Origin of the sequence: Pseudomonas serbiensis (assembly GCF_030580745.1) — a bacterium.
In the GTDB taxonomy this organism is placed as follows: domain Bacteria; phylum Pseudomonadota; class Gammaproteobacteria; order Pseudomonadales; family Pseudomonadaceae; genus Aquipseudomonas; species Aquipseudomonas serbiensis.
In genome coordinates, this window is the sequence record NZ_JAUQOO010000024.1 from 12,796 (window position 1) to 29,566 (window position 16,771).

The following is a 16,771-nucleotide window of genomic DNA, read 5'->3' on the forward strand; positions in this document are numbered from 1 at the left end:
GGCCCTCGCAACCAGTGCAGAGGGCCTTCGTTCATGGCAGCAAAAGATCAGTTAGGGTTCTTGCTGGCCTCTACCCCGGCAGTGTTATCCAGAAGGCTCTTGGTGGCTGTCTGCAGGAAGCTTTCCAGCTTCTGCTTGAGCTCGGCCGTGTCCGGAGCATCGGGAACCACTTCGGCATGCGGGTTGGCGCCCAGTGTGTAGGTCATGACCTTGGCAGGCATTTCCGTTGGTTCGATCAGGATACGGTTGCCATGGATGATAGCCACCACCTGCTCGCTGCCGGACGGCTTGATCACACCAAAACCCTTGTCGCCTTCAGGCAGGTTAAGCAGGTCGCGTCCCCAGCACTGGTTGCGGGTCTGACCGCCCAGGCGCCCCATGATGGTCGGAACCACATCGACCTGAGTACCCACGATACTGCTGCGCTGGCCGAACTTCTCCTGCACGCCCGGCCCGATCAGCAGCAATGGCACGTTGAAACGGCCAAGGTCCATTTCGGTCAGTTGCATCTTGTTGCCAAAACCATGGTCGCCCAGAACCACGAACAGGGTGTTCTTGAAGTAAGGCTCTTTCTTGGCCTTCTCGAAGAATTGTCCCAGCGCCCAGTCGGAATAGCGCATGGCGGTCAAATGCTCATCCAGCGTGCCATGCCCGGTGACACGCTCCACCGGCAGGTTTTCCGGCAAGGCATAAGGCGTATGGTTGGACAGGGTTTGCAGCAAGGCATAGAACGGCTTGCCATTCTGGCGGGCTTTCAGTTCCTCGGCACCACGGTCGAACATGTCCTGGTCGGACACACCCCAGGTCGGGTCGGAGAACACCGGGTTGACGAAGTCTTCACGGCCGACAAAGTTGGTCATGCCCTGGTTGCTGAAGAAGCCCGACTGGTTGTCCCAGGCAAAGTTGCCGTTATAGACATAGACGTCATCGTAGTTGCGTCCTGTGCTGAGCAACTGCGGCAGGCCCGACAGCTTGTGGCTGCCTTCGGGAGTCTGCATCAGGTACTCGAAGCCCGGCAGGTTCGGGAAGCACGCCATGGTGGCAAACATGCCCTGGTGGGTATGGGTACCGTTGGAGAAGAAGTGGTCGAACAGCAGACCTTCCTTGGACAGTTTGTCGAAGTAAGGCGTGATGTTGGCCTTGTCGCCCAGAGCACCGACCGAGTGGCCAGCGAAGCTTTCCATCAGGATCACCACCACGTTGCGGATCGGCAACGTGTTTTCCGCTGGCGGAGTGAAGTCTCGGCGTACGGCAGCAGTATTAGGATCAATAAGCCGGTCATGAGGGGTCAACAGCATGTTGCGCACGACCTGCTGCGCCTCAGGCTGAGGCAAAGTGGCTTTCCAGATATTGTCGCGGTCTTCGGACATGCGGCTTTTCGCGGCAGTAATCAGCGTCAACGTACCGTTCAAGCCCAACTGATTGGCGAAGTTCGACTCCGTGGTGTAAGCATCGCCCCAACGCAGCGGCGGGCCTTGACGCAAGGTGCCACGAGCTGAAATGACTGCGATGACCAGCACGATGAAGAAGACAACGATGCGCAGGTACCAGGGAGCAATCGAGCGATTGCTGCCACTGCTGACACTGAATTCGCGACGAGGGCGCGTCACGCGGTCAATCCCCTTGAACACCAGGCTCAACAACCAGGTGACCAACGCCCACGCCAGCAGATAACGCACCACCGGGAAACCGTACCAGAGCATGCTCAGCACAGTCTTGGGGTCTTCCTTGACGTACTGGAACACCAGACCGTTCAGCCGCTGGTGGAATTCACGGTAGAAGTCCATCTCCATCAGGCCGAAGAACAGGGTGATGCTGCCGACCAGTGTCAGCCAGAACCGGAAGAAGCCCCGCGCAGACATGGCCCTGACACTGAACAGCGACAGCATCAGAGGAATGAGCAGATAGACCGTCAGACGCAGGTCGAAGCGCATGCCGTTGAACAGTGCTTCGATAAAGGTCGATGCCGGCGTATCACCAATCATTTCACGGTTGTAGACCAGCAGCCCGATACGCAGCAGGGTGTACATCACCATCAAGGCCAGGCCGCTGAGCAGCGTGTAGGCCAGATGTGATTTGACAGTGGGGTGTTGCAGGCGGGACAAAGCTTGCCGATGAATCTGGGCGTCCGTGTTAGCCATTTTTGTCAGGATCCGGTGGATTCAGGAATTGAGTTCGGATATGCGATACCTGCCGATCCGAAAGAGGAGGCAGCGCATGGGGGGCAGATATTACGTGATTGCCGTGTTTTTAGCGCTTATCAGAGCGTGGCACTGAATAATCGCGCGCAATTTTCGACAAAAGGGTGTGAAAAATTTGTTGCGCGTCGCAGGCAACCGATGTGAGCGGTGCCGCAATCCTTGCCACGCGGGCATGACCTTCAAGGATTCAGGTCATGCCCATGCCTGAAGAAAACCTCAGTCGTTGCTGGGTTTGTTCACGGCTTGCAGCACGTATTGTGGCAAGGCGAAAGCACCGATATGGATTTCCGGGTTGTAATAGCGAGTAACAATACCGCTACCGACAAAGCGCTGGCGCAGGGTTTCCAGCGGCAGTTTGCGATAGGTGGTGTTGGTCGAGCCCCAGGCGAAGGTCATTGCGCCACCGATATAGGTGGGGATTGCCGCCTGATAGAAATGCCAGTCCGCGAACAGGCCATTCATGCGACCAGCCGTGGTCTGCACACCGCTCAACTGCATGAACGGCGTGCCGTTCTGAGTGACCAGGATGCCGTTTTCGTTCAGGCAGCGATGGCAGGCCTGATAGAAGTTCTCCGAAAACAGGACTTCACCCGGACCGATCGGGTCGGTGGAGTCGGAAATGATCACGTCGAACTTCTCTTCGGTGGTCGCGACGAAACGCATGCCGTCATCGATCACCAGGTTCAGACGAGAATCCTCGAAAGCACCGCTGGAGTGGCCAGGCAGGAATTCCTTGCACATTTCCACTACGGTGGCGTCGATCTCGACCATGGTGATGTGCTCGACGCTCAGGTGCTTGGCGACTTCACGCAGCATGCCGCCGTCGCCACCACCGATGATCAGTACACGCTTGGCAGCACCATGAGCCAGGATCGGCACGTGGGTCAGCATTTCGTGGTAGATGAATTCATCGGCTTCGGTGGTCTGGATTACGCCATCGAGGGCCATTACGCGCCCCATCCGCGGATTCTGGAAAATCACCAGATGCTGATGCTCGGTACGGACTTCATGCAGCATTTTTTCCATACGAAAGCGCTGGCCATAGCCTTCGTACAACGTTTCCTGATAATCGCTCATGGGTAAGCTCCCGCTAAAGACTGATGACAGGACGGCCGACCGCCCACAAGAAAGGCGCGCATTCTACGTTGCGAAAGATGACAGGTCGAACCTCATCACTGCATAACGACAAACGAGTCCATGCGCAGGAGCGAATTCATTCGCGAAGGGCCAGTACAGCGCATAAATATTCGCCGTCTGGACCCTTTTCGCGAATTCATTCGCTCCTGCCCGGTTGCCTCAGATACGAACATTACCGCGAGGGCCGGCAATCGCCCAGATAATCAGCCCCAATACCGGAAGCAGTAGAATCAACAGCACCCAGACGATTTTCATACCGGTGCTCACGCTGCTTTTCAGTACATTGATGATGGCCCAGATATCCAGGGCCAGAATGATCAAGCCGATCAGGCTATTGAAAGTTGAACCCATGATGTAGCTCCTGTGCAGACTGTGTAAGTAATGACTCCATAGAGAATAGTCAGCCCCATTGAACCAACGGCACATTTCCATGCTCGGAAACTGAGTCCGCTATCCTTTGAATCATTGTTTTCAGACAGGTCGCCTTTCATGCAAACACCCTTGCAACCCCGAACGCTATGGGCAACGTGGTCAGCTCAACTCCAGACCAGCCCGTTGGTAAGCCTGGGATTCCTTCTGGCGCTGGTCATCGTTATTGGCCTGGGTGCCGCCAGTCTTTATAACGCCTTCTTCGGCACCAACCAGAGCAATCTGGCCTACGCCTTGATCGGCGGTACGGCGGGCTTCGGGGCGACGGCGCTGGGTGCGGTAATGGCTGTCGCGTTCCGTAATATCAGCCAGCGGACTCAGGACATCATGCTCGGGTTTGCCGCCGGAATGATGCTGGCAGCCAGTTCCTTTTCGCTGATTCTGCCCGGGCTGGCCGCTGCGCGCGACATCACCGGCAACGGCCCGCTCGCCGCCGCCACCGTGGTGACAGGGCTGGGGCTTGGCGTGCTGCTGATGCTGGGGCTGGATCGATTCACGCCCCATGAGCACGAAAGCGTAGGCCGACAAGGGCCGAATGCCGACCGTATCAACCGGGTCTGGCTGTTCGTGCTGGCAATCACCCTGCACAACCTGCCGGAAGGCATGGCCATTGGTGTCAGTTTTGCCGGCGGCGACATGAATGTCGGCCTGCCCCTGACCACCGCGATTGCCATCCAGGATATTCCCGAAGGGCTGGCAATTGCCCTGGCGTTGCGGGCAACCGGCCTATCGGCGTTCAAAGCCATGCTGGTGGCGATTGGTTCAGGCCTGATGGAGCCCCTGGGCTCAGTGGTTGGCCTGGGGATTTCCAGCGGCTTTGCGATTGCTTACCCGCTGAGCCTGGGTCTGGCGGCAGGTGCCATGATTTTCGTGGTTTCACACGAAGTCATACCCGAAACCCACCGCAATGGTCACCAGACCTCTGCAACCCTGGGCTTGATGCTGGGCTTCGGGGTGATGATGTTTCTGGATACCGCCCTGGGTTAGGCTTTGGCTTTAAGTACCTGCAATGAAGACGCGGCATGGATGCCGGCAACTGCGGCCAGTTCAAGCACTCGCGCCTCATCACAGCCGTAGACCAATACCGCCTGCAACTCATCATCCAGCGGCTGACTGAAATCCATGAGCACATAGCCGCCCATTTCCTTGTTCATGCTGCTCAGCTGGATCTGGATACGATTGAGCGCAGTCAGCGCTTCTACCTTGGCCAGTTGCCTGGGCTTGATATTGAAGGAGACGTCCTTGCCGAACGACTGGACGATCTGCTCGAACAGGTCCATGTAGGTGTCTGCCTGAAACAATACGGTTTCCGGCAGGCTGCCCACTACCACCCACTCACCCAGGGGAATGGGAAACGTATCGTCGTAGTTGATATCGGGGTTGGAAACCAGAAATGCCTCGGGGTCCGCGTAAGCCTGAGCGGCTTCGGCAGCGATGCCTGCAATCTCGTCTTCCCCCATGCAGCCCGAACTGATTTTGCTGATTAATTCAATGAGGGAGTCTTTCATGAAGGGGCGATCCTGATAGAGGCAAAAAACGAGGCGCGCAGGATAGCGGGAAACGCTGCACACCTCTATCGATTCAGGACCAGAGCCCTCAAACGCCCAGCCTGCTCAACTGCCCGGCGGTTTCTGTCGCCCCCATTGCCTGAGCAGCACCCAGTGCATTGACGCCCTTGGCATCGCGGGCATGGGGGTTGGCACCCTTGCCGATCAGGTAGTCGACGATTTCAGTGCGATTGAACATCGCCGCCATCATCAACGCTGTCCGACCGTCTGCCGAAGCGCCCTCCACGTCCGCGCCAGACTCGACCAGGAGTTTGACGACCGCCAGATCCCCCTTGAACGCGGCACCGGCAATCGGGCTCTGGCCATTGTCGTTACGGATTTCCGGATCAGCCTTGTGATCGAGCAATACACGCACGGCATCCTGCTGACCGTAATAACTGGCGAGCATCAGCAATGTATCGCCCTTGTGATTGCGCAGATTGGCAGGCAGGCCTTTTTCCAGCAGCCGGCCCAGCATCTGCGCATCGCCCTGTCGAGCGACCTCGAACACCTGCTCGGCGAACTCGGCAGCTTCGTCATGGGTCATGGTTTTCGGGGTATTGGTGTTTGAATCAGTCATGTGTCACTCCCTGGCGCAAGGTTACGAGAACCCGATATCACTTGCGGCACTCGATACAATGACCGCAAGTCTTGCCAGCCGTGCCCTTTGGGTCAAGCTATATGCCCGATAGGAAAATATTGCGCGTGCTCTTGCACGGCGAGAGGCTTCGTCGGCAACCAGCAAAATGCAGGATGCCCGATGGCCATTCATGCAAATTGCACGAAGCATGAAAACCGTAATATTTACAAGCTGTTGATTTTAAAGGAATTTAATAAAGACCAAACCATGGCATGGACACTGCAATAGTACTCACAAGCTTGTTATCCCATGAGCAATGGAGCCGCTAGACATGTCTTTTATCCAAGAAAAATTCGCTTCCGTATTCTCCAGCTATACCGTTACTGCCCAGCCTCGCCCGGACGGTGGTGTGCTCTTGTCTCTGCGCGATAACGAAGGCAAACAGATTCGACGCTCCATCTCCTATGCCCAGTTGCACACACCGGTTCAGCTTGAGTGGGTCATCAGCGCCATTCGCCGTGACCTGGCAGCACAAGCCAGTGAATTACCCGCAATCTCGATGTTGCAAAGCCAGCACCGTTTTGACTTGCCGACTTACCATACCCGCTGACAGACCGTATCACCCTGCCGCCGACTGCTGTCGGCGGCCACCTCCTCCCTTGTTATCCGCGAAACATTCTTGCTTTCGCGGTTTTTTTTGCCTGTCTCATTTGATCAAGCCACGGCACAGGGCCTCCCCTACCGCCTGAGCGCGGTTGGCAACCCCCAGCTTGCTGTAGATCATCTTGAAGTGATACTTGATCGTGGCCTCGGACACTTCGCGGATCAAGGCGATTTCCCAGGCGGTCTTGCCATCGCGCGCCCATTGCAGGATTTCCAGTTCCTTGCCGGTCAAACCATGGGATCGAAACCGGGTTCCCCTGCCGACCATATGCAGCACCGGCACCAGACTGCTCAGCAAGTACCGGTCCTCGGTTGTAGTACCCCGTTGCATCGCACTCAACGTACAAACCGACGTCACGCCACTGACACCTCGGCAATGGCTGGAGTAAGCGTAGGACAAGGCTGGCATCAATTGGCAGGCATCAACCGCTGCGCTATAGCAATCAGGGGCCTGATACTGTTTGAACGCCTCTCGCCAGTCGAGAAAACCCAGCGCATTGCGATAACAACGGATAACCGGATCTTCCGTCAGCATGCGGCGGTTTCGATAGATATCTCCCCAGGTATCATCGACATTGGAAGTGATGAACGTCAGCAATAACGAGCCCTTGAACTGGTAGAACATCGCTCGCTCACAGCGGCATTCATGCCTGAGCCACTGAAGTGCATTTGCGATAGCCACCTGGCCATCGTCCTCGGTAATGCTACTGACCATCTGCTGTATCAATAAACCCATCGTTGTATTTACTGTCCTGGCACTGCACATCGCTGCCGCTCCTATTGCGCCCCCTCTCTAATGCACAGCTGTTTTTTGATTAATCAGGGGGAATGGCCGCCAGAACTTACACGAATAATTGCGTTTAAAAACGAGGGGTAAAACAAACAGGATTTATGCACAAAAAGACAGGCACGGGCCTACCTGAAAGCAAGATCGGGATTACAGATAAGGAAGGAATGATGGCCATAGGAGCGAACTCATTCGCGAGAAGACGGTACATCCAGAGAAAATGCATCGTCTGGAATACCGTCTTCGCGAATGAATTAGTTCCTACGGGGCAATCATGGCAAAGCTGGCCACTGACTCATGCCCCGGCAGCTCACCGCCAGCGCGTACCAGCCCGCATGTCGCCATACCCGCAGCCTGGGCGGCATCGAGTTCTTCGACGATGTCCGACAGAAACAGGATCTCCTCGGCCGGGCAGCCGATGCTGGCGGTGATGGTGCGATAGGATTGCTCTTCGCGCTTGGGGCCGGACGTGGTGTCGAAATAGCCACTGAACAGGCCGGACAGATCGCCCGCCTCCGAACAGCCGAAAATCAGTTTCTGAGCCTGAATCGAGCCGGAAGAATAAACATAAAGTTTATAACCCTCCTGATGCCAGCGCTTGAGCGCTTCGACCGCATCCGGGTAGACATGACCCTTGAGTTGCCCGGCGTTATAGCCCTGTTCCCAGACCATGCCTTGCAAGGCCTTGAGGGGTGTGGCCTTGCGGTCTTGGGCAATCCAGTCGAGAAGAATGTCGATCACCCGCTCTACATCGGCATCAGGTTCGTTGCTTTCCTGGCGTACAGCCTGCAATTGAGCGGCTACCGAAGGTGTATCCGACTGCTGGCGGACAAAATCGGGTAAATGTTTTGCTGCAAACGGGAACAGCACATCGAACACGAAACTTACAGCACTGGTCGTGCCTTCGATATCCGTGAGGATAACTTTGATGGGCATCAGGGATAGGCTCCTAGTTTTGAGCCATTGAGGCCGCGAGCAAGCGCGCTCCTCAATGCGTCATTTATCAATCATCCAGCCGTGGAAAACGACCGGCGATATCTTCACCGGTGAAATTCGCCACCCAGCCTTCCGGGTTGTTGAACAGGCGAATGGCGACGAAGTGCGGGTTTTCGCCCATGTCGAACCAGTGCCGGGTTCCGGCGGGTACCGAGATCAGGTCGTTTTTTTCGCACAGCACGGCATACACGTAATCATCGATATGCAGCGTGAACAAGCCACGCCCGGCGACAAAGAAACGTACTTCGTCTTCGCCGTGGCGGTGTTCTTCAAGGAACTTGGCGCGCAGTTCGGCCTTCTGCGGGTGATCGCTGTTGAGGCTGACCACATCGACGGTGATATAACCGCGCTCGGTCATGAGCCTGTCGATCTGCGTGCGATAGGCACTGATCACTTCTTCCTGGCTGGCGCCCGGCGTAATCGGCGCAGCAGCCTGCCAACGGTCGAATGCAACGCCGTGCTCGGCCAGGGTCGAAGCGATATCTTCCAGGTTGGTCAGAACCTTGTTGGGCACTTCAGGGCTGGATACGTGGTAAACAGACAGGCAGCTCATGATGTAAATTCCTCGGCTGGAAACAGGCCCCCGGCTTTTACAGGCCGTTCAGGCTGGGTTCCCTGATTAACGGTTAAAGGTCAACGATTCAGGACCGTACGGGTTTTCAGCTCGCACTCGAACAGAAACTCGAACGCTTCGATCTGACGCAGCGCATCATTCATCTTCGCACCCCAGGTATATAAGCCGTGCCCGCGAATCAGGTAGCCGGCACAATCGGGGTGAGCGTCCAGCCAAGGCTGCACCTTTGAGGCCAGGCGAGCAATATCCTGATCGTTATCGAAGATCGGCACCACCACCCGGGATTCATGGGTGACCACGCCAGCGAAAGCCTTTTGCAGCTCGTAATCCTCGAACACCAGATGATCGGCGTCGGTCAGCCGTGACAGGACGGTCGCATTGACCGAGTGCGTATGCAACACCGCGCCCACTTCAGGCTTGCAGCTGTAAAGCTGGGTGTGCAACAGGGTTTCGGCAGAAGGCTTCTTGCCGGGCTCAAGGCTGTTACCCGACAGATCGGTGGCCAGCACATCGTCCATACCCAACTGGCCCTTGTGCTTGCCGGACACCGTCAACAGTGCTTCGGTGGCGGACAGGCGTACGGAATAGTTGCTACTGGTGGCGGGCGACCAGCCACGTCCATACAGAAACCGCCCGGCTTCGATGATTTCCAGGCTGAGTTGTTCGCGGGTCATACACCCTCCTCTTTCTTTGATGTAGCAATCATGACGGCTGCCGCCAATGCCGCAAGGCTGGCGATGGCAAATGTCCAGAACGGCCCGAGCGCATTCCAGCTATAACCGGAGTACAACGCACCCAACGCGCCTCCCACTCCAGACAAGGCGGCATATAAGGCCTGCCCCTGCCCTTGCTGGCTTGAACCGAAGCTACGTTGCACGAAATGAATGGCAGCCGCGTGAAAACTGCCGAAGGTCGCAGCGTGCATGAGCTGAATCACGAGCAACGCCAGCAAATGCTCGGCAAGACCTCCCAGCAATAACCAGCGCAGCGACGCCAGCAGAAAACTCGCCATCAGTACCTGACGCACGGAAAGGCGCTGCAATATGCGGCTCATGCCCATGAACATCAGTACCTCGGCCACGACACCCACGGCCCAGAGCATGCCAATCACACCGCGACTGTAGCCCAACTGCTCCAGATGCAAGGTCAGGAAGGTGTAGTACGGCCCATGGCTGAGCTGCATCAAGGCCACGCAAACATAAAAGACCAGCACACTGGGGCGCGTCAGTTGCCTGAGAAAACCGCCAGCATCCAGTGGCTGCGCAGAAGTCATCGGCTGTGCATTGGGCACCCACCAACTGCTGATCGCGATACCGGCCATGACGATCAGCAGCATATGGGGAAACAGGTCCAGGCTGAAAAACTCGAACACGCCCCCAAGCGCTACGACCGCGAGGATAAAGCCAACCGAACCCCAGACCCGGATCTGACTGTAGCGCCAGGTCTGGTCGCGCAGATGCGCCAGGGTGATGACTTCGAATTGCGGCAGGATGGCATGCCAGAAGAATGAATACAGCACCATGACCATGGCCAGCCAGGCGTAGCTCTTGTCGACCAGAATCAGGGAAAACGCCAGCAAGGTGCAGAGCGCCCCCAGGCGTACGATCAACAGGCGCTGCCCCGTATAGTCACCCAGCCACCCCCACAGATTGGGAGCGATACAGCGCGTCAGCATCGGGATCGCGACCAGTTCGCCAATCCGCGCACTGGAAAACCCGAGATGATGGAAATACAGAGCCAGATAGGGGGCGGCCGACCCCAGCAGAGCGAAGTAGAAGATGTAGAACCCGGAGAGCCTCCAATAGGGAAGCTGTCCGGCAGGCAGTGGCGCCACGTCAGTCATCCATGATCAACGACCGTAGCAGCGCCATTCATTACAGCTGCCCCAATACAGGCGTATTGACGCTGACGTCGGCGTTTTGTCCACGATGACGCAACAGATGATCCAGCAACACGATAGCCATCATCGCTTCGGCGATAGGCGTGGCGCGAATGCCGACGCAAGGGTCGTGACGGCCTTTGGTGATGACTTCCACCGGGTTGCCATCGACATCGATGGAGCGTCCCGGCGTAGTGATGCTGGAAGTCGGCTTGAGCGCCAGATGCGCAACGATCGGCTGGCCGGACGAAATGCCGCCCAGAATGCCACCCGCCTGATTGGACAGGAAACCTTCCGGCGTCAGCTCGTCTCGATGTTCGGTGCCGCGCTGGGCGACACAGTCGAAGCCCGCACCGATTTCCACGCCCTTGACGGCATTGATGCTCATCAGTGCATGGGCCAGTTCAGCGTCCAGGCGATCAAAGATCGGTTCGCCCAGGCCCGGCTTCACGCCTTCAGCCACCACAGTGATCCTGGCACCCACTGAATCCTGGTCGCGACGCAACTGGTCCATGTAGGCCTCAAGCTCCGGCACCTTGTCCGGGTCCGGGCAGAAAAAGGCGTTTTCCTCGACCGAGTCCCAAGTCTTGAACGGGATCTGGATCGGGCCAAGCTGGCTCATGTAGCCACGGATGACAATGCCCTGGGTCGCCAGGTACTTCTTGGCGATGGCACCAGCCGCCACACGCATGGCGGTTTCACGCGCCGAGCTGCGACCGCCACCGCGATAGTCGCGGATGCCGTATTTGTGATGGTAGGTGTAGTCGGCATGAGCCGGACGGAACAAGTCCTTGATCGCCGAGTAATCCTTGGACTTCTGGTCGGTGTTGCGGATCAGCAGGCCGATGGAAGCGCCCGTGGTCTTGCCCTCGAACACGCCTGAAAGGATCTCGACCTCATCGGCTTCCTGACGCTGGGTCGTGTGGCGACTGGTACCGGGCTTGCGCCGGTCCAGGTCACGTTGCAGGTCTTCCAGGGACAGCTCGAACCCCGGCGGGCAGCCGTCGACGATAGCGACCAACGCCGGGCCATGGCTTTCGCCGGCGGTGGTGACAGTGAACAGCTTGCCGAAAGTGTTGCCGGACATGCGGGCGCTCCGAGAAATCAGCCAAAAAACCAGATCAATTCAATCAAGCGCGCCAGTATACGCAGGCTGGCCGCGCAGTTCATCCTCGAACCTTATGCAACGGCGCGCGTCAAAGCGAAACCTGAACCAATGATGGCCTTGCGATGCTACCTGGCATTTCCCCGATTCGAGCCCTGAACGCCCTGCGCATGCTGGCCCTGACACTGTGCATGCTGGCTGGCGTAGCCAACGCTGCATCCCCCGCCATCGTGCAGCGCCCGATCAGCGTGGATACGGAAAACGGAAAACTGTTCGGCACCCTTCTGCTCCCGCAATCCACAAAACCGGTGCCCGTGGTGTTGATCATTGCCGGCTCAGGCCCCACCGACCGCGACGGCAACAACCCGGAAGGCGGACGCAACGACAGCATGAAGCGTCTGGCCATAATCCTGGCCAAGAACAATATTGCCAGCGTGCGCTACGACAAACGCGGCGTCGCGGCCAGCAAGGCCGCAACCCCGGACGAACGCAACCTGAGCGTTGAAGGCTATGTCGCCGACGTACAGGCCTGGGCCCAGAAGCTCAAGGCCAACCCGCGACTTGGCTCACTGATTCTGCTGGGGCATAGCGAAGGCGCGCTGGTGGCGTCACTGGCTGCGGAAAAGGCCGGGGCAAGTGCCGTGATTTCCGTCGCGGGCACGGGTCGCCCGGTGGATCAGGTGCTGCGTGAACAATTTCGCGAACGCCTGCCCCCAGAGCTGTTGCAGCGCAGCAACCAGTTGCTTGATGAACTCAAGGCCGGCAAGACCGACGATAAGGTGCCCGCCGACCTGGAGGTCGTGTTCCGGCCCAGCGTCCAGCCTTATCTGATCTCTCTGTTCCGTCAGGACCCGGCCGTCGCGTTCGGCAAGTTGCAGATGCCTGCGCTGATTATCCAGGGGCGCAACGATATTCAGGTCAGCATCAATGACGCCTTGATCCTGAAAAAAGCCCGGCCAGATGCCGAACTTGCGCTGATCGACGGCATGAATCACGTACTGCGCATCGTCCCCGACGACCTGGATAAGCAACTGCAATCCTACAGAAACCCGACATTGCCACTGGCGAGCGAGCTTTCAGCGCACATCTTGCGCTTTATCGGTGCATTGCCACCTGCTTGAGCGAAAGATTTGACGTCAACAAAGCCGCAAACCCCTTCAGACTTGGGAAAACCGGCCGATAGGGATGTGCTGGCATTGTGTTTGCTGCACAAGGCCATGGACAGGATCATCGTTAATGACTGACACAACTACCGTGACCGAAAAAGCCGAAGCCCCAGAAAAGCCAGAAGCCGAGGCCCTGCCGCCACAGCCTTGGGAAGATGTGGTGCCCGAAAGCTTTCAGATGCTTCGCCTTTCGCCGCTGCCAACCGACCGCGCAACCGGCGGACGGCCGCTGCGTTTCGTGCAATTCGGACGTGCCGAGCGCCACAGCAAGGAACTGAGCCTGCTGCGCATCAATATCCAGTTGCCGGGGCAACGGGTGCGCAAGGAACAGAACAATCTGGACGTGTGGGTCGATCACCAGAAACATATGGTGCGCTTTGGCCCCGAATCAGGGTTGCAGATAGAACCCTGGAACCGTGGTCTTGGGCGCTTCCTGATTGCCCACGCGGTTCACTGGGCACAAAAGAAATGGTCATCCTACAAGATTGAAGGCGTCCCGCTGGCGAGCAAGGACGGCCTGAACGAAGACACCCGCCTGCGCCGCGATCACTTCCTGCGCACGCTGGGCTTTGAAGTCATCTATGCCGATGCGCAGCATATGAAAGGCAGCATCAAGGATGTTCACGTCGGCAACCTGCACAGCACCTGGAACAACGACAAGGTGCGGATCATCGAGATCCTCGAAGCATCACAGATGCTGGAAAAGGCCGAGCAGAACCTGACCGAACAGGAAGTCGTGATTCGTGCTCATGAAGACCGGGTGAGCAAGTACAAGCGCGAAGACAGCAGCCTGCGCTTTACCATCGCTTGCCTGGTGACCTTTGCAGTGTTTCAGGCGGGATTGCTGATCTGGATTGCGACACATCGCTAGCTTGTGAGCGGGGTCTGAAACCCCGCTCACAACGGCCTCAAATCCTGGAATCGAACAGCGCCTGATGCTCGCGGCACTGTTCGGCAGTCAGCATGAACACACCATGCCCACCGCGCTGGAAGTCCAGCCAGGCGAAATCCACTTCCGGGTAAAGCGCCTGGACATGAACCTGGCTGTTGCCCACTTCGACAATCAACAACCCTTTCTCGGTCAGGTGATCGGCCGCCTGGCTCAGCATGCGGCGCACCAGATTCAGGCCGTCGTTACCGCAGGCCAGCGCCAGTTCCGGCTCATGCTGGTACTCATCGGGCATGTCGGCAAAGTCTTCGGCATCGACATACGGCGGGTTGGACACGATCAGATCGAAACGCTGCCCCGGCAGGCCATCGAAACCATCGCCCTGCACGGTATAGACGCGATCTTCCACACCATGGCGCTCGATGTTCTGGTTAGCCACTTCAAGGGCCTCGAACGACAGGTCGGCCAATACCACTTCGGCGTCCCGGAACTCGTCGGCGCAGGCAATGCCAATGCAACCGGAACCGGTGCACAGGTCCAGAATGCGGGCGGGTTCATTGGCGAGCCAGGGTGCAAAGCGGTCTTCGATCAGTTCGGCAATCGGTGAGCGGGGAATCAATACGCGGTCATCGACAATAAAGGACATGCCGCAGAACCAGGCTTCTCCCAGCAGGTAAGGCGTAGGAACGCGATCATCGATGCGACGCTTGATCAGGCGCTGCAATTCAGAGATTTCATCGACTTCCAGGCGGCAGTCCAGATAGCTGTCGGCAATTTCCCAAGGCAGATGCAGAGCACCGAGCACCAGTTGCCGCGCTTCATCCCAGGCATTGTCGGTGCCGTGTCCGAAAAATACATCTTCCTCGTGAAAGCGGCTGACGGCCCAACGGATATGGTCACGCACGGTGCGCAAACGAGAAGTGATCATGGACAAACTCCTGGGGAAACTATCTGGCAGACCCGGAAGTTTCCACCATTAACCGCCCTTCATCAAGGCAAACCGCCACCAACTGCCGCGGCAAAATGCCCTGCAGCCCAATAAAACCGGGGCTTGTGATTGTTGAGATTCACAGAAGCGCTCAGCCAGAGGAGAATGTCGCAAAAGCCCCACCCGAAGGAGCCCTCTGGATGTCATCTTTAAAGACCATGTTTCAACTCAGTGGCCGCGTTCATGCAGCGGCCAACTTGAGCAATGCCACACTGATTATCATCGACGCCCAGAAAGAGTACCTCAGCGGTCCTCTGGCGCTGACAGGCATCCATGAAGCCCTGGACAATATCGGTCAACTGGTGGCCAAAGCCCGCGCCGTAAAATGCCCTATCGTGCATGTACGCCACCTTGGCACCGTGGGCGGCCTGTTCGACCCGCAAGGCGAACGTGGCCAGCTGGTCCCGGAGCTGGTACCTCAAGGTGATGAACATCTGGTCGAGAAACGCCTGCCCAACGCATTCAACGGCACCGGCCTGCATGAGCTGCTGCAAAGCCTGGGTCATCTGGACCTGATCATCTGCGGCTTCATGAGCCATTCGAGCATCAGCACCACCGTGCGTGCGACCAAGGATTATGGCTATCGCGTCACCCTGGTTGACGATGCCTGCGCCACCCGCAATCTGCCCGGCCCCAACGGCGACGTCAGCGCTCATGACGTACACCGCACGGAAATGGCGATCATGGCGGACAACTTCGCCACGCTGGCACTGACCAAAGACCTGATCTGACGACAGGCGGCCTGTGTGGTTGTGTGAACCCTCTCACATAACCGCCCATCCCTTTACTCCCCCTCGCCCATGGAAACCGGGAACAACCCCACTTCATTCGGGTCATAGCGCCGATAACCACTGAGGAAATCGGCATGAAAATATCCGGCGGTTTCGATGCCCGTCGCTTGCGCTCCAAAGAGCCGGGCAATTGGCGCATGCGTCTGGGTACCGCGTTTGCCACCTTGCTGGTGACCCTGGGCGTACTGCTGACAATGGCGGGTGCATCCGGCCTGATCGGCCATCCCCAGGCGCTCGGCGATCTCGATGCAACCCCGGCAGGTGCTGCCGTGATTGCCGGCATCGGGCTTCTGGTGCTGTACCTGGGCATCTGGCTGTGGCGCCGCTGCCGCCGACGTCAACGCCGTGCGAAAGGGTTGAGCATGTCTGCGCACCTGATGAAAAAACACGACTGACCCTGCCGCTCGACAGGGTTAAACTAGCTTCCTTCGCGGAGGCCCCCATGCAAGACGACGATTTTTCCCTGTTCAGAAACGAGACGCGCGGCGTCAAGCCCATCAAGCACGAGCACGCCGACGTCGGCAAACCCAAGACCGACCGCAAACTGCTGGCAAAGCTACGTCAGTCCGCCACGGTGCGTACCGATTCGGTCACGGTCGACGGGCTGTCCGACCAGTTCGTGATCGATGTCGGCCCGGAAGATGTATTGAGCTGGGCTCGCGATGGCGTGCAGGAAGGCCAGATGCGCAAGCTCAAGCTTGGCCAGATCAGTTTCGAGGGCAGCCTGGACCTGCACGGCATGAGCGTGGAAGTGGCCAGGGAAACCCTGTGGGAATTTCTCGCCGAAGCCACAAAGCTGGAAATCCGCTGCGTGCGTGTCACTCATGGCAAGGCTGTTCGCCTGGACGGCAAGCGCCCGATGATCAAGAGCCACGTCAACACCTGGCTGCGCCAGCACCCGCAAGTGCTGGGCTTTTGCTCATGCCTGGCCAAACATGGCGGCGCTGGCGCGGTTTACGTCATGCTCAAGCGCACCATGATGGAAGGTCGCGACGAGTGATGAAGGCCGGGCAGCCTTGACGCTGCCCGACCCGCGTTG

At 57.8% G+C, this 16,771-nt stretch carries 19 protein-coding genes; 7 read left to right on the forward strand and 12 right to left on the reverse strand.

Going from position 1 to position 16,771, the window contains the following annotated elements:
- Window positions 1–47 precede the first annotated feature (47 nt).
- The 3 genes from Q6A51_RS23840 to Q6A51_RS23850 all read right to left on the reverse strand — a co-directional run bounded on the left by Q6A51_RS23840 (window position 48) and on the right by Q6A51_RS23850 (window position 3,689).
- Window positions 48–2,141 (reverse strand): LTA synthase family protein, encoded by a 2,094-nt coding sequence (locus Q6A51_RS23840; protein WP_201019899.1) that lies wholly within the window; start codon window positions 2,139–2,141, stop codon window positions 48–50.
- A 276-nt stretch (window positions 2,142–2,417) separates the two neighbouring features.
- Complete coding sequence (gene speE / locus Q6A51_RS23845) at window positions 2,418–3,278, reverse strand: polyamine aminopropyltransferase (RefSeq protein WP_201019901.1); 861 nt, start codon at window positions 3,276–3,278, stop codon at window positions 2,418–2,420.
- 219 nt (window positions 3,279–3,497) lie between these two features.
- Window positions 3,498–3,689 (reverse strand): PLDc N-terminal domain-containing protein, encoded by a 192-nt coding sequence (locus Q6A51_RS23850; RefSeq protein ID WP_201006255.1) that lies wholly within the window; start codon window positions 3,687–3,689, stop codon window positions 3,498–3,500.
- Between the two features lie 138 nt (window positions 3,690–3,827).
- Here Q6A51_RS23850 and Q6A51_RS23855 point away from each other — a divergent pair, with 138 nt between their 5' ends.
- The gene (locus Q6A51_RS23855) at window positions 3,828–4,754 is read left to right on the forward strand and encodes a ZIP family metal transporter (protein WP_201006254.1); all 927 of its coding nucleotides are present in this window, start codon (window positions 3,828–3,830) and stop codon (window positions 4,752–4,754) included.
- On the opposite strand, the gene Q6A51_RS23860 is transcribed toward Q6A51_RS23855, so the two are convergent.
- A complete protein-coding gene (locus Q6A51_RS23860; RefSeq protein WP_304575875.1) occupies window positions 4,751–5,275 on the reverse strand; it encodes a hypothetical protein in 525 nt (174 codons plus the stop codon). The two genes, Q6A51_RS23855 and Q6A51_RS23860, sit on opposite strands and share 4 nt — an antisense overlap.
- Window positions 5,276–5,363: 88 nt before the next feature.
- Window positions 5,364–5,894, reverse strand: coding sequence for an ankyrin repeat domain-containing protein (locus Q6A51_RS23865; protein WP_201019904.1), 531 nt, complete (start codon window positions 5,892–5,894; stop codon window positions 5,364–5,366).
- Window positions 5,895–6,225: 331 nt separating this feature from the next.
- On the opposite strand from Q6A51_RS23865, the gene Q6A51_RS23870 reads away from it, so the two are divergent.
- Window positions 6,226–6,504, forward strand: a complete 279-nt coding sequence (locus tag Q6A51_RS23870) for a DUF3509 domain-containing protein (protein ID WP_201006251.1) — start codon at window positions 6,226–6,228, stop codon at window positions 6,502–6,504.
- A gap of 96 nt (window positions 6,505–6,600) precedes the next feature.
- Here the strand turns inward: Q6A51_RS23870 and Q6A51_RS23875 are convergent, their stop codons facing one another.
- The 6 genes from Q6A51_RS23875 to aroC all read right to left on the reverse strand — a co-directional run bounded on the left by Q6A51_RS23875 (window position 6,601) and on the right by aroC (window position 11,880).
- Window positions 6,601–7,323, reverse strand: a complete 723-nt coding sequence (locus Q6A51_RS23875; RefSeq protein ID WP_201006250.1) for a helix-turn-helix domain-containing protein — start codon at window positions 7,321–7,323, stop codon at window positions 6,601–6,603.
- Window positions 7,324–7,605: 282 nt separating this feature from the next.
- Window positions 7,606–8,280, reverse strand: coding sequence for an acireductone synthase (gene mtnC, locus Q6A51_RS23880; RefSeq protein ID WP_201019905.1), 675 nt, complete (start codon window positions 8,278–8,280; stop codon window positions 7,606–7,608).
- A 67-nt stretch (window positions 8,281–8,347) separates the two neighbouring features.
- Entirely contained in the window at window positions 8,348–8,893 is a 546-nt protein-coding gene (locus Q6A51_RS23885; RefSeq protein WP_201019907.1) for a 1,2-dihydroxy-3-keto-5-methylthiopentene dioxygenase, read from the reverse strand.
- A gap of 80 nt (window positions 8,894–8,973) precedes the next feature.
- Complete coding sequence (locus Q6A51_RS23890; protein ID WP_201019908.1) at window positions 8,974–9,588, reverse strand: methylthioribulose 1-phosphate dehydratase; 615 nt, start codon at window positions 9,586–9,588, stop codon at window positions 8,974–8,976.
- Window positions 9,585–10,757 (reverse strand): MFS transporter, encoded by a 1,173-nt coding sequence (locus tag Q6A51_RS23895; RefSeq protein WP_304575876.1) that lies wholly within the window; start codon window positions 10,755–10,757, stop codon window positions 9,585–9,587. Before Q6A51_RS23895 ends, Q6A51_RS23890 begins: the two co-directional genes overlap by 4 nt.
- A 31-nt stretch (window positions 10,758–10,788) precedes the next feature.
- On the reverse strand, window positions 10,789–11,880 hold the full coding sequence (gene aroC / locus Q6A51_RS23900) for a chorismate synthase (RefSeq protein ID WP_201019910.1): 1,092 nt from the start codon (window positions 11,878–11,880) through the stop codon (window positions 10,789–10,791).
- A 143-nt stretch (window positions 11,881–12,023) separates the two neighbouring features.
- Between aroC and Q6A51_RS23905 the strand changes: the two genes are divergently transcribed.
- Both Q6A51_RS23905 and Q6A51_RS23910 read left to right on the forward strand, forming a co-directional pair.
- Window positions 12,024–13,019 carry an alpha/beta hydrolase gene (locus Q6A51_RS23905; protein WP_304575877.1) on the forward strand — a complete coding sequence of 332 codons (996 nt, stop codon included), beginning with the start codon at window positions 12,024–12,026 and terminating at the stop codon, window positions 13,017–13,019.
- A 115-nt stretch (window positions 13,020–13,134) separates the two neighbouring features.
- Window positions 13,135–13,935: a hypothetical protein gene (locus Q6A51_RS23910; RefSeq protein ID WP_201006240.1), complete on the forward strand. Its 801-nt coding sequence runs from the start codon at window positions 13,135–13,137 to the stop codon at window positions 13,933–13,935.
- Between the two features lie 37 nt (window positions 13,936–13,972).
- Here the strand turns inward: Q6A51_RS23910 and prmB are convergent, their stop codons facing one another.
- Window positions 13,973–14,881: a 50S ribosomal protein L3 N(5)-glutamine methyltransferase gene (prmB, locus tag Q6A51_RS23915; RefSeq protein WP_201006238.1), complete on the reverse strand. Its 909-nt coding sequence runs from the start codon at window positions 14,879–14,881 to the stop codon at window positions 13,973–13,975.
- A 200-nt stretch (window positions 14,882–15,081) separates the two neighbouring features.
- Between prmB and Q6A51_RS23920 the strand changes: the two genes are divergently transcribed.
- The 3 genes from Q6A51_RS23920 (at window position 15,082) to Q6A51_RS23930 (ending at window position 16,732) form a co-directional block, all read left to right on the forward strand.
- Window positions 15,082–15,672, forward strand: a complete 591-nt coding sequence (locus Q6A51_RS23920) for a cysteine hydrolase family protein (RefSeq protein ID WP_201006236.1) — start codon at window positions 15,082–15,084, stop codon at window positions 15,670–15,672.
- Window positions 15,673–15,806: 134 nt separating this feature from the next.
- On the forward strand, window positions 15,807–16,127 hold the full coding sequence (locus Q6A51_RS23925; protein WP_201019913.1) for a hypothetical protein: 321 nt from the start codon (window positions 15,807–15,809) through the stop codon (window positions 16,125–16,127).
- Window positions 16,128–16,174: 47 nt separating this feature from the next.
- Window positions 16,175–16,732 carry a Smr/MutS family protein gene (locus Q6A51_RS23930; RefSeq protein ID WP_201006233.1) on the forward strand — a complete coding sequence of 186 codons (558 nt, stop codon included), beginning with the start codon at window positions 16,175–16,177 and terminating at the stop codon, window positions 16,730–16,732.
- Window positions 16,733–16,771: the final 39 nt, after the last annotated feature.

Excerpts from the sequence above, each read along its gene's own strand:
- Q6A51_RS23930 (WP_201006233.1), top strand. The coding sequence starts at position 16,175 with ATGCAAGACGACGATTTTTCCCTGTTCAGAAACGAGACGCGCGGCGTC.
- Q6A51_RS23840 (WP_201019899.1), bottom strand. The coding sequence starts at position 2,141 with ATGGCTAACACGGACGCCCAGATTCATCGGCAAGCTTTGTCCCGCCTG.
- Q6A51_RS23925 (WP_201019913.1), top strand. The coding sequence starts at position 15,807 with ATGAAAATATCCGGCGGTTTCGATGCCCGTCGCTTGCGCTCCAAAGAG.
- Q6A51_RS23860 (WP_304575875.1), bottom strand. The coding sequence starts at position 5,275 with ATGAAAGACTCCCTCATTGAATTAATCAGCAAAATCAGTTCGGGCTGC.
- Q6A51_RS23920 (WP_201006236.1), top strand. The coding sequence starts at position 15,082 with ATGTCATCTTTAAAGACCATGTTTCAACTCAGTGGCCGCGTTCATGCA.
- aroC (WP_201019910.1), bottom strand. The coding sequence starts at position 11,880 with ATGTCCGGCAACACTTTCGGCAAGCTGTTCACTGTCACCACCGCCGGC.
- speE (WP_201019901.1), bottom strand. The coding sequence starts at position 3,278 with ATGAGCGATTATCAGGAAACGTTGTACGAAGGCTATGGCCAGCGCTTT.
- Q6A51_RS23870 (WP_201006251.1), top strand. The coding sequence starts at position 6,226 with ATGTCTTTTATCCAAGAAAAATTCGCTTCCGTATTCTCCAGCTATACC.
- Q6A51_RS23890 (WP_201019908.1), bottom strand. The coding sequence starts at position 9,588 with ATGACCCGCGAACAACTCAGCCTGGAAATCATCGAAGCCGGGCGGTTT.
- Q6A51_RS23895 (WP_304575876.1), bottom strand. The coding sequence starts at position 10,757 with ATGACTGACGTGGCGCCACTGCCTGCCGGACAGCTTCCCTATTGGAGG.
- Q6A51_RS23850 (WP_201006255.1), bottom strand. The coding sequence starts at position 3,689 with ATGGGTTCAACTTTCAATAGCCTGATCGGCTTGATCATTCTGGCCCTG.
- Q6A51_RS23910 (WP_201006240.1), top strand. The coding sequence starts at position 13,135 with ATGACTGACACAACTACCGTGACCGAAAAAGCCGAAGCCCCAGAAAAG.
- Q6A51_RS23875 (WP_201006250.1), bottom strand. The coding sequence starts at position 7,323 with ATGTGCAGTGCCAGGACAGTAAATACAACGATGGGTTTATTGATACAG.
- prmB (WP_201006238.1), bottom strand. The coding sequence starts at position 14,881 with ATGATCACTTCTCGTTTGCGCACCGTGCGTGACCATATCCGTTGGGCC.
- Q6A51_RS23885 (WP_201019907.1), bottom strand. The coding sequence starts at position 8,893 with ATGAGCTGCCTGTCTGTTTACCACGTATCCAGCCCTGAAGTGCCCAAC.
- Q6A51_RS23905 (WP_304575877.1), top strand. The coding sequence starts at position 12,024 with ATGCTACCTGGCATTTCCCCGATTCGAGCCCTGAACGCCCTGCGCATG.
- mtnC (WP_201019905.1), bottom strand. The coding sequence starts at position 8,280 with ATGCCCATCAAAGTTATCCTCACGGATATCGAAGGCACGACCAGTGCT.
- Q6A51_RS23855 (WP_201006254.1), top strand. The coding sequence starts at position 3,828 with ATGCAAACACCCTTGCAACCCCGAACGCTATGGGCAACGTGGTCAGCT.
- Q6A51_RS23865 (WP_201019904.1), bottom strand. The coding sequence starts at position 5,894 with ATGACTGATTCAAACACCAATACCCCGAAAACCATGACCCATGACGAA.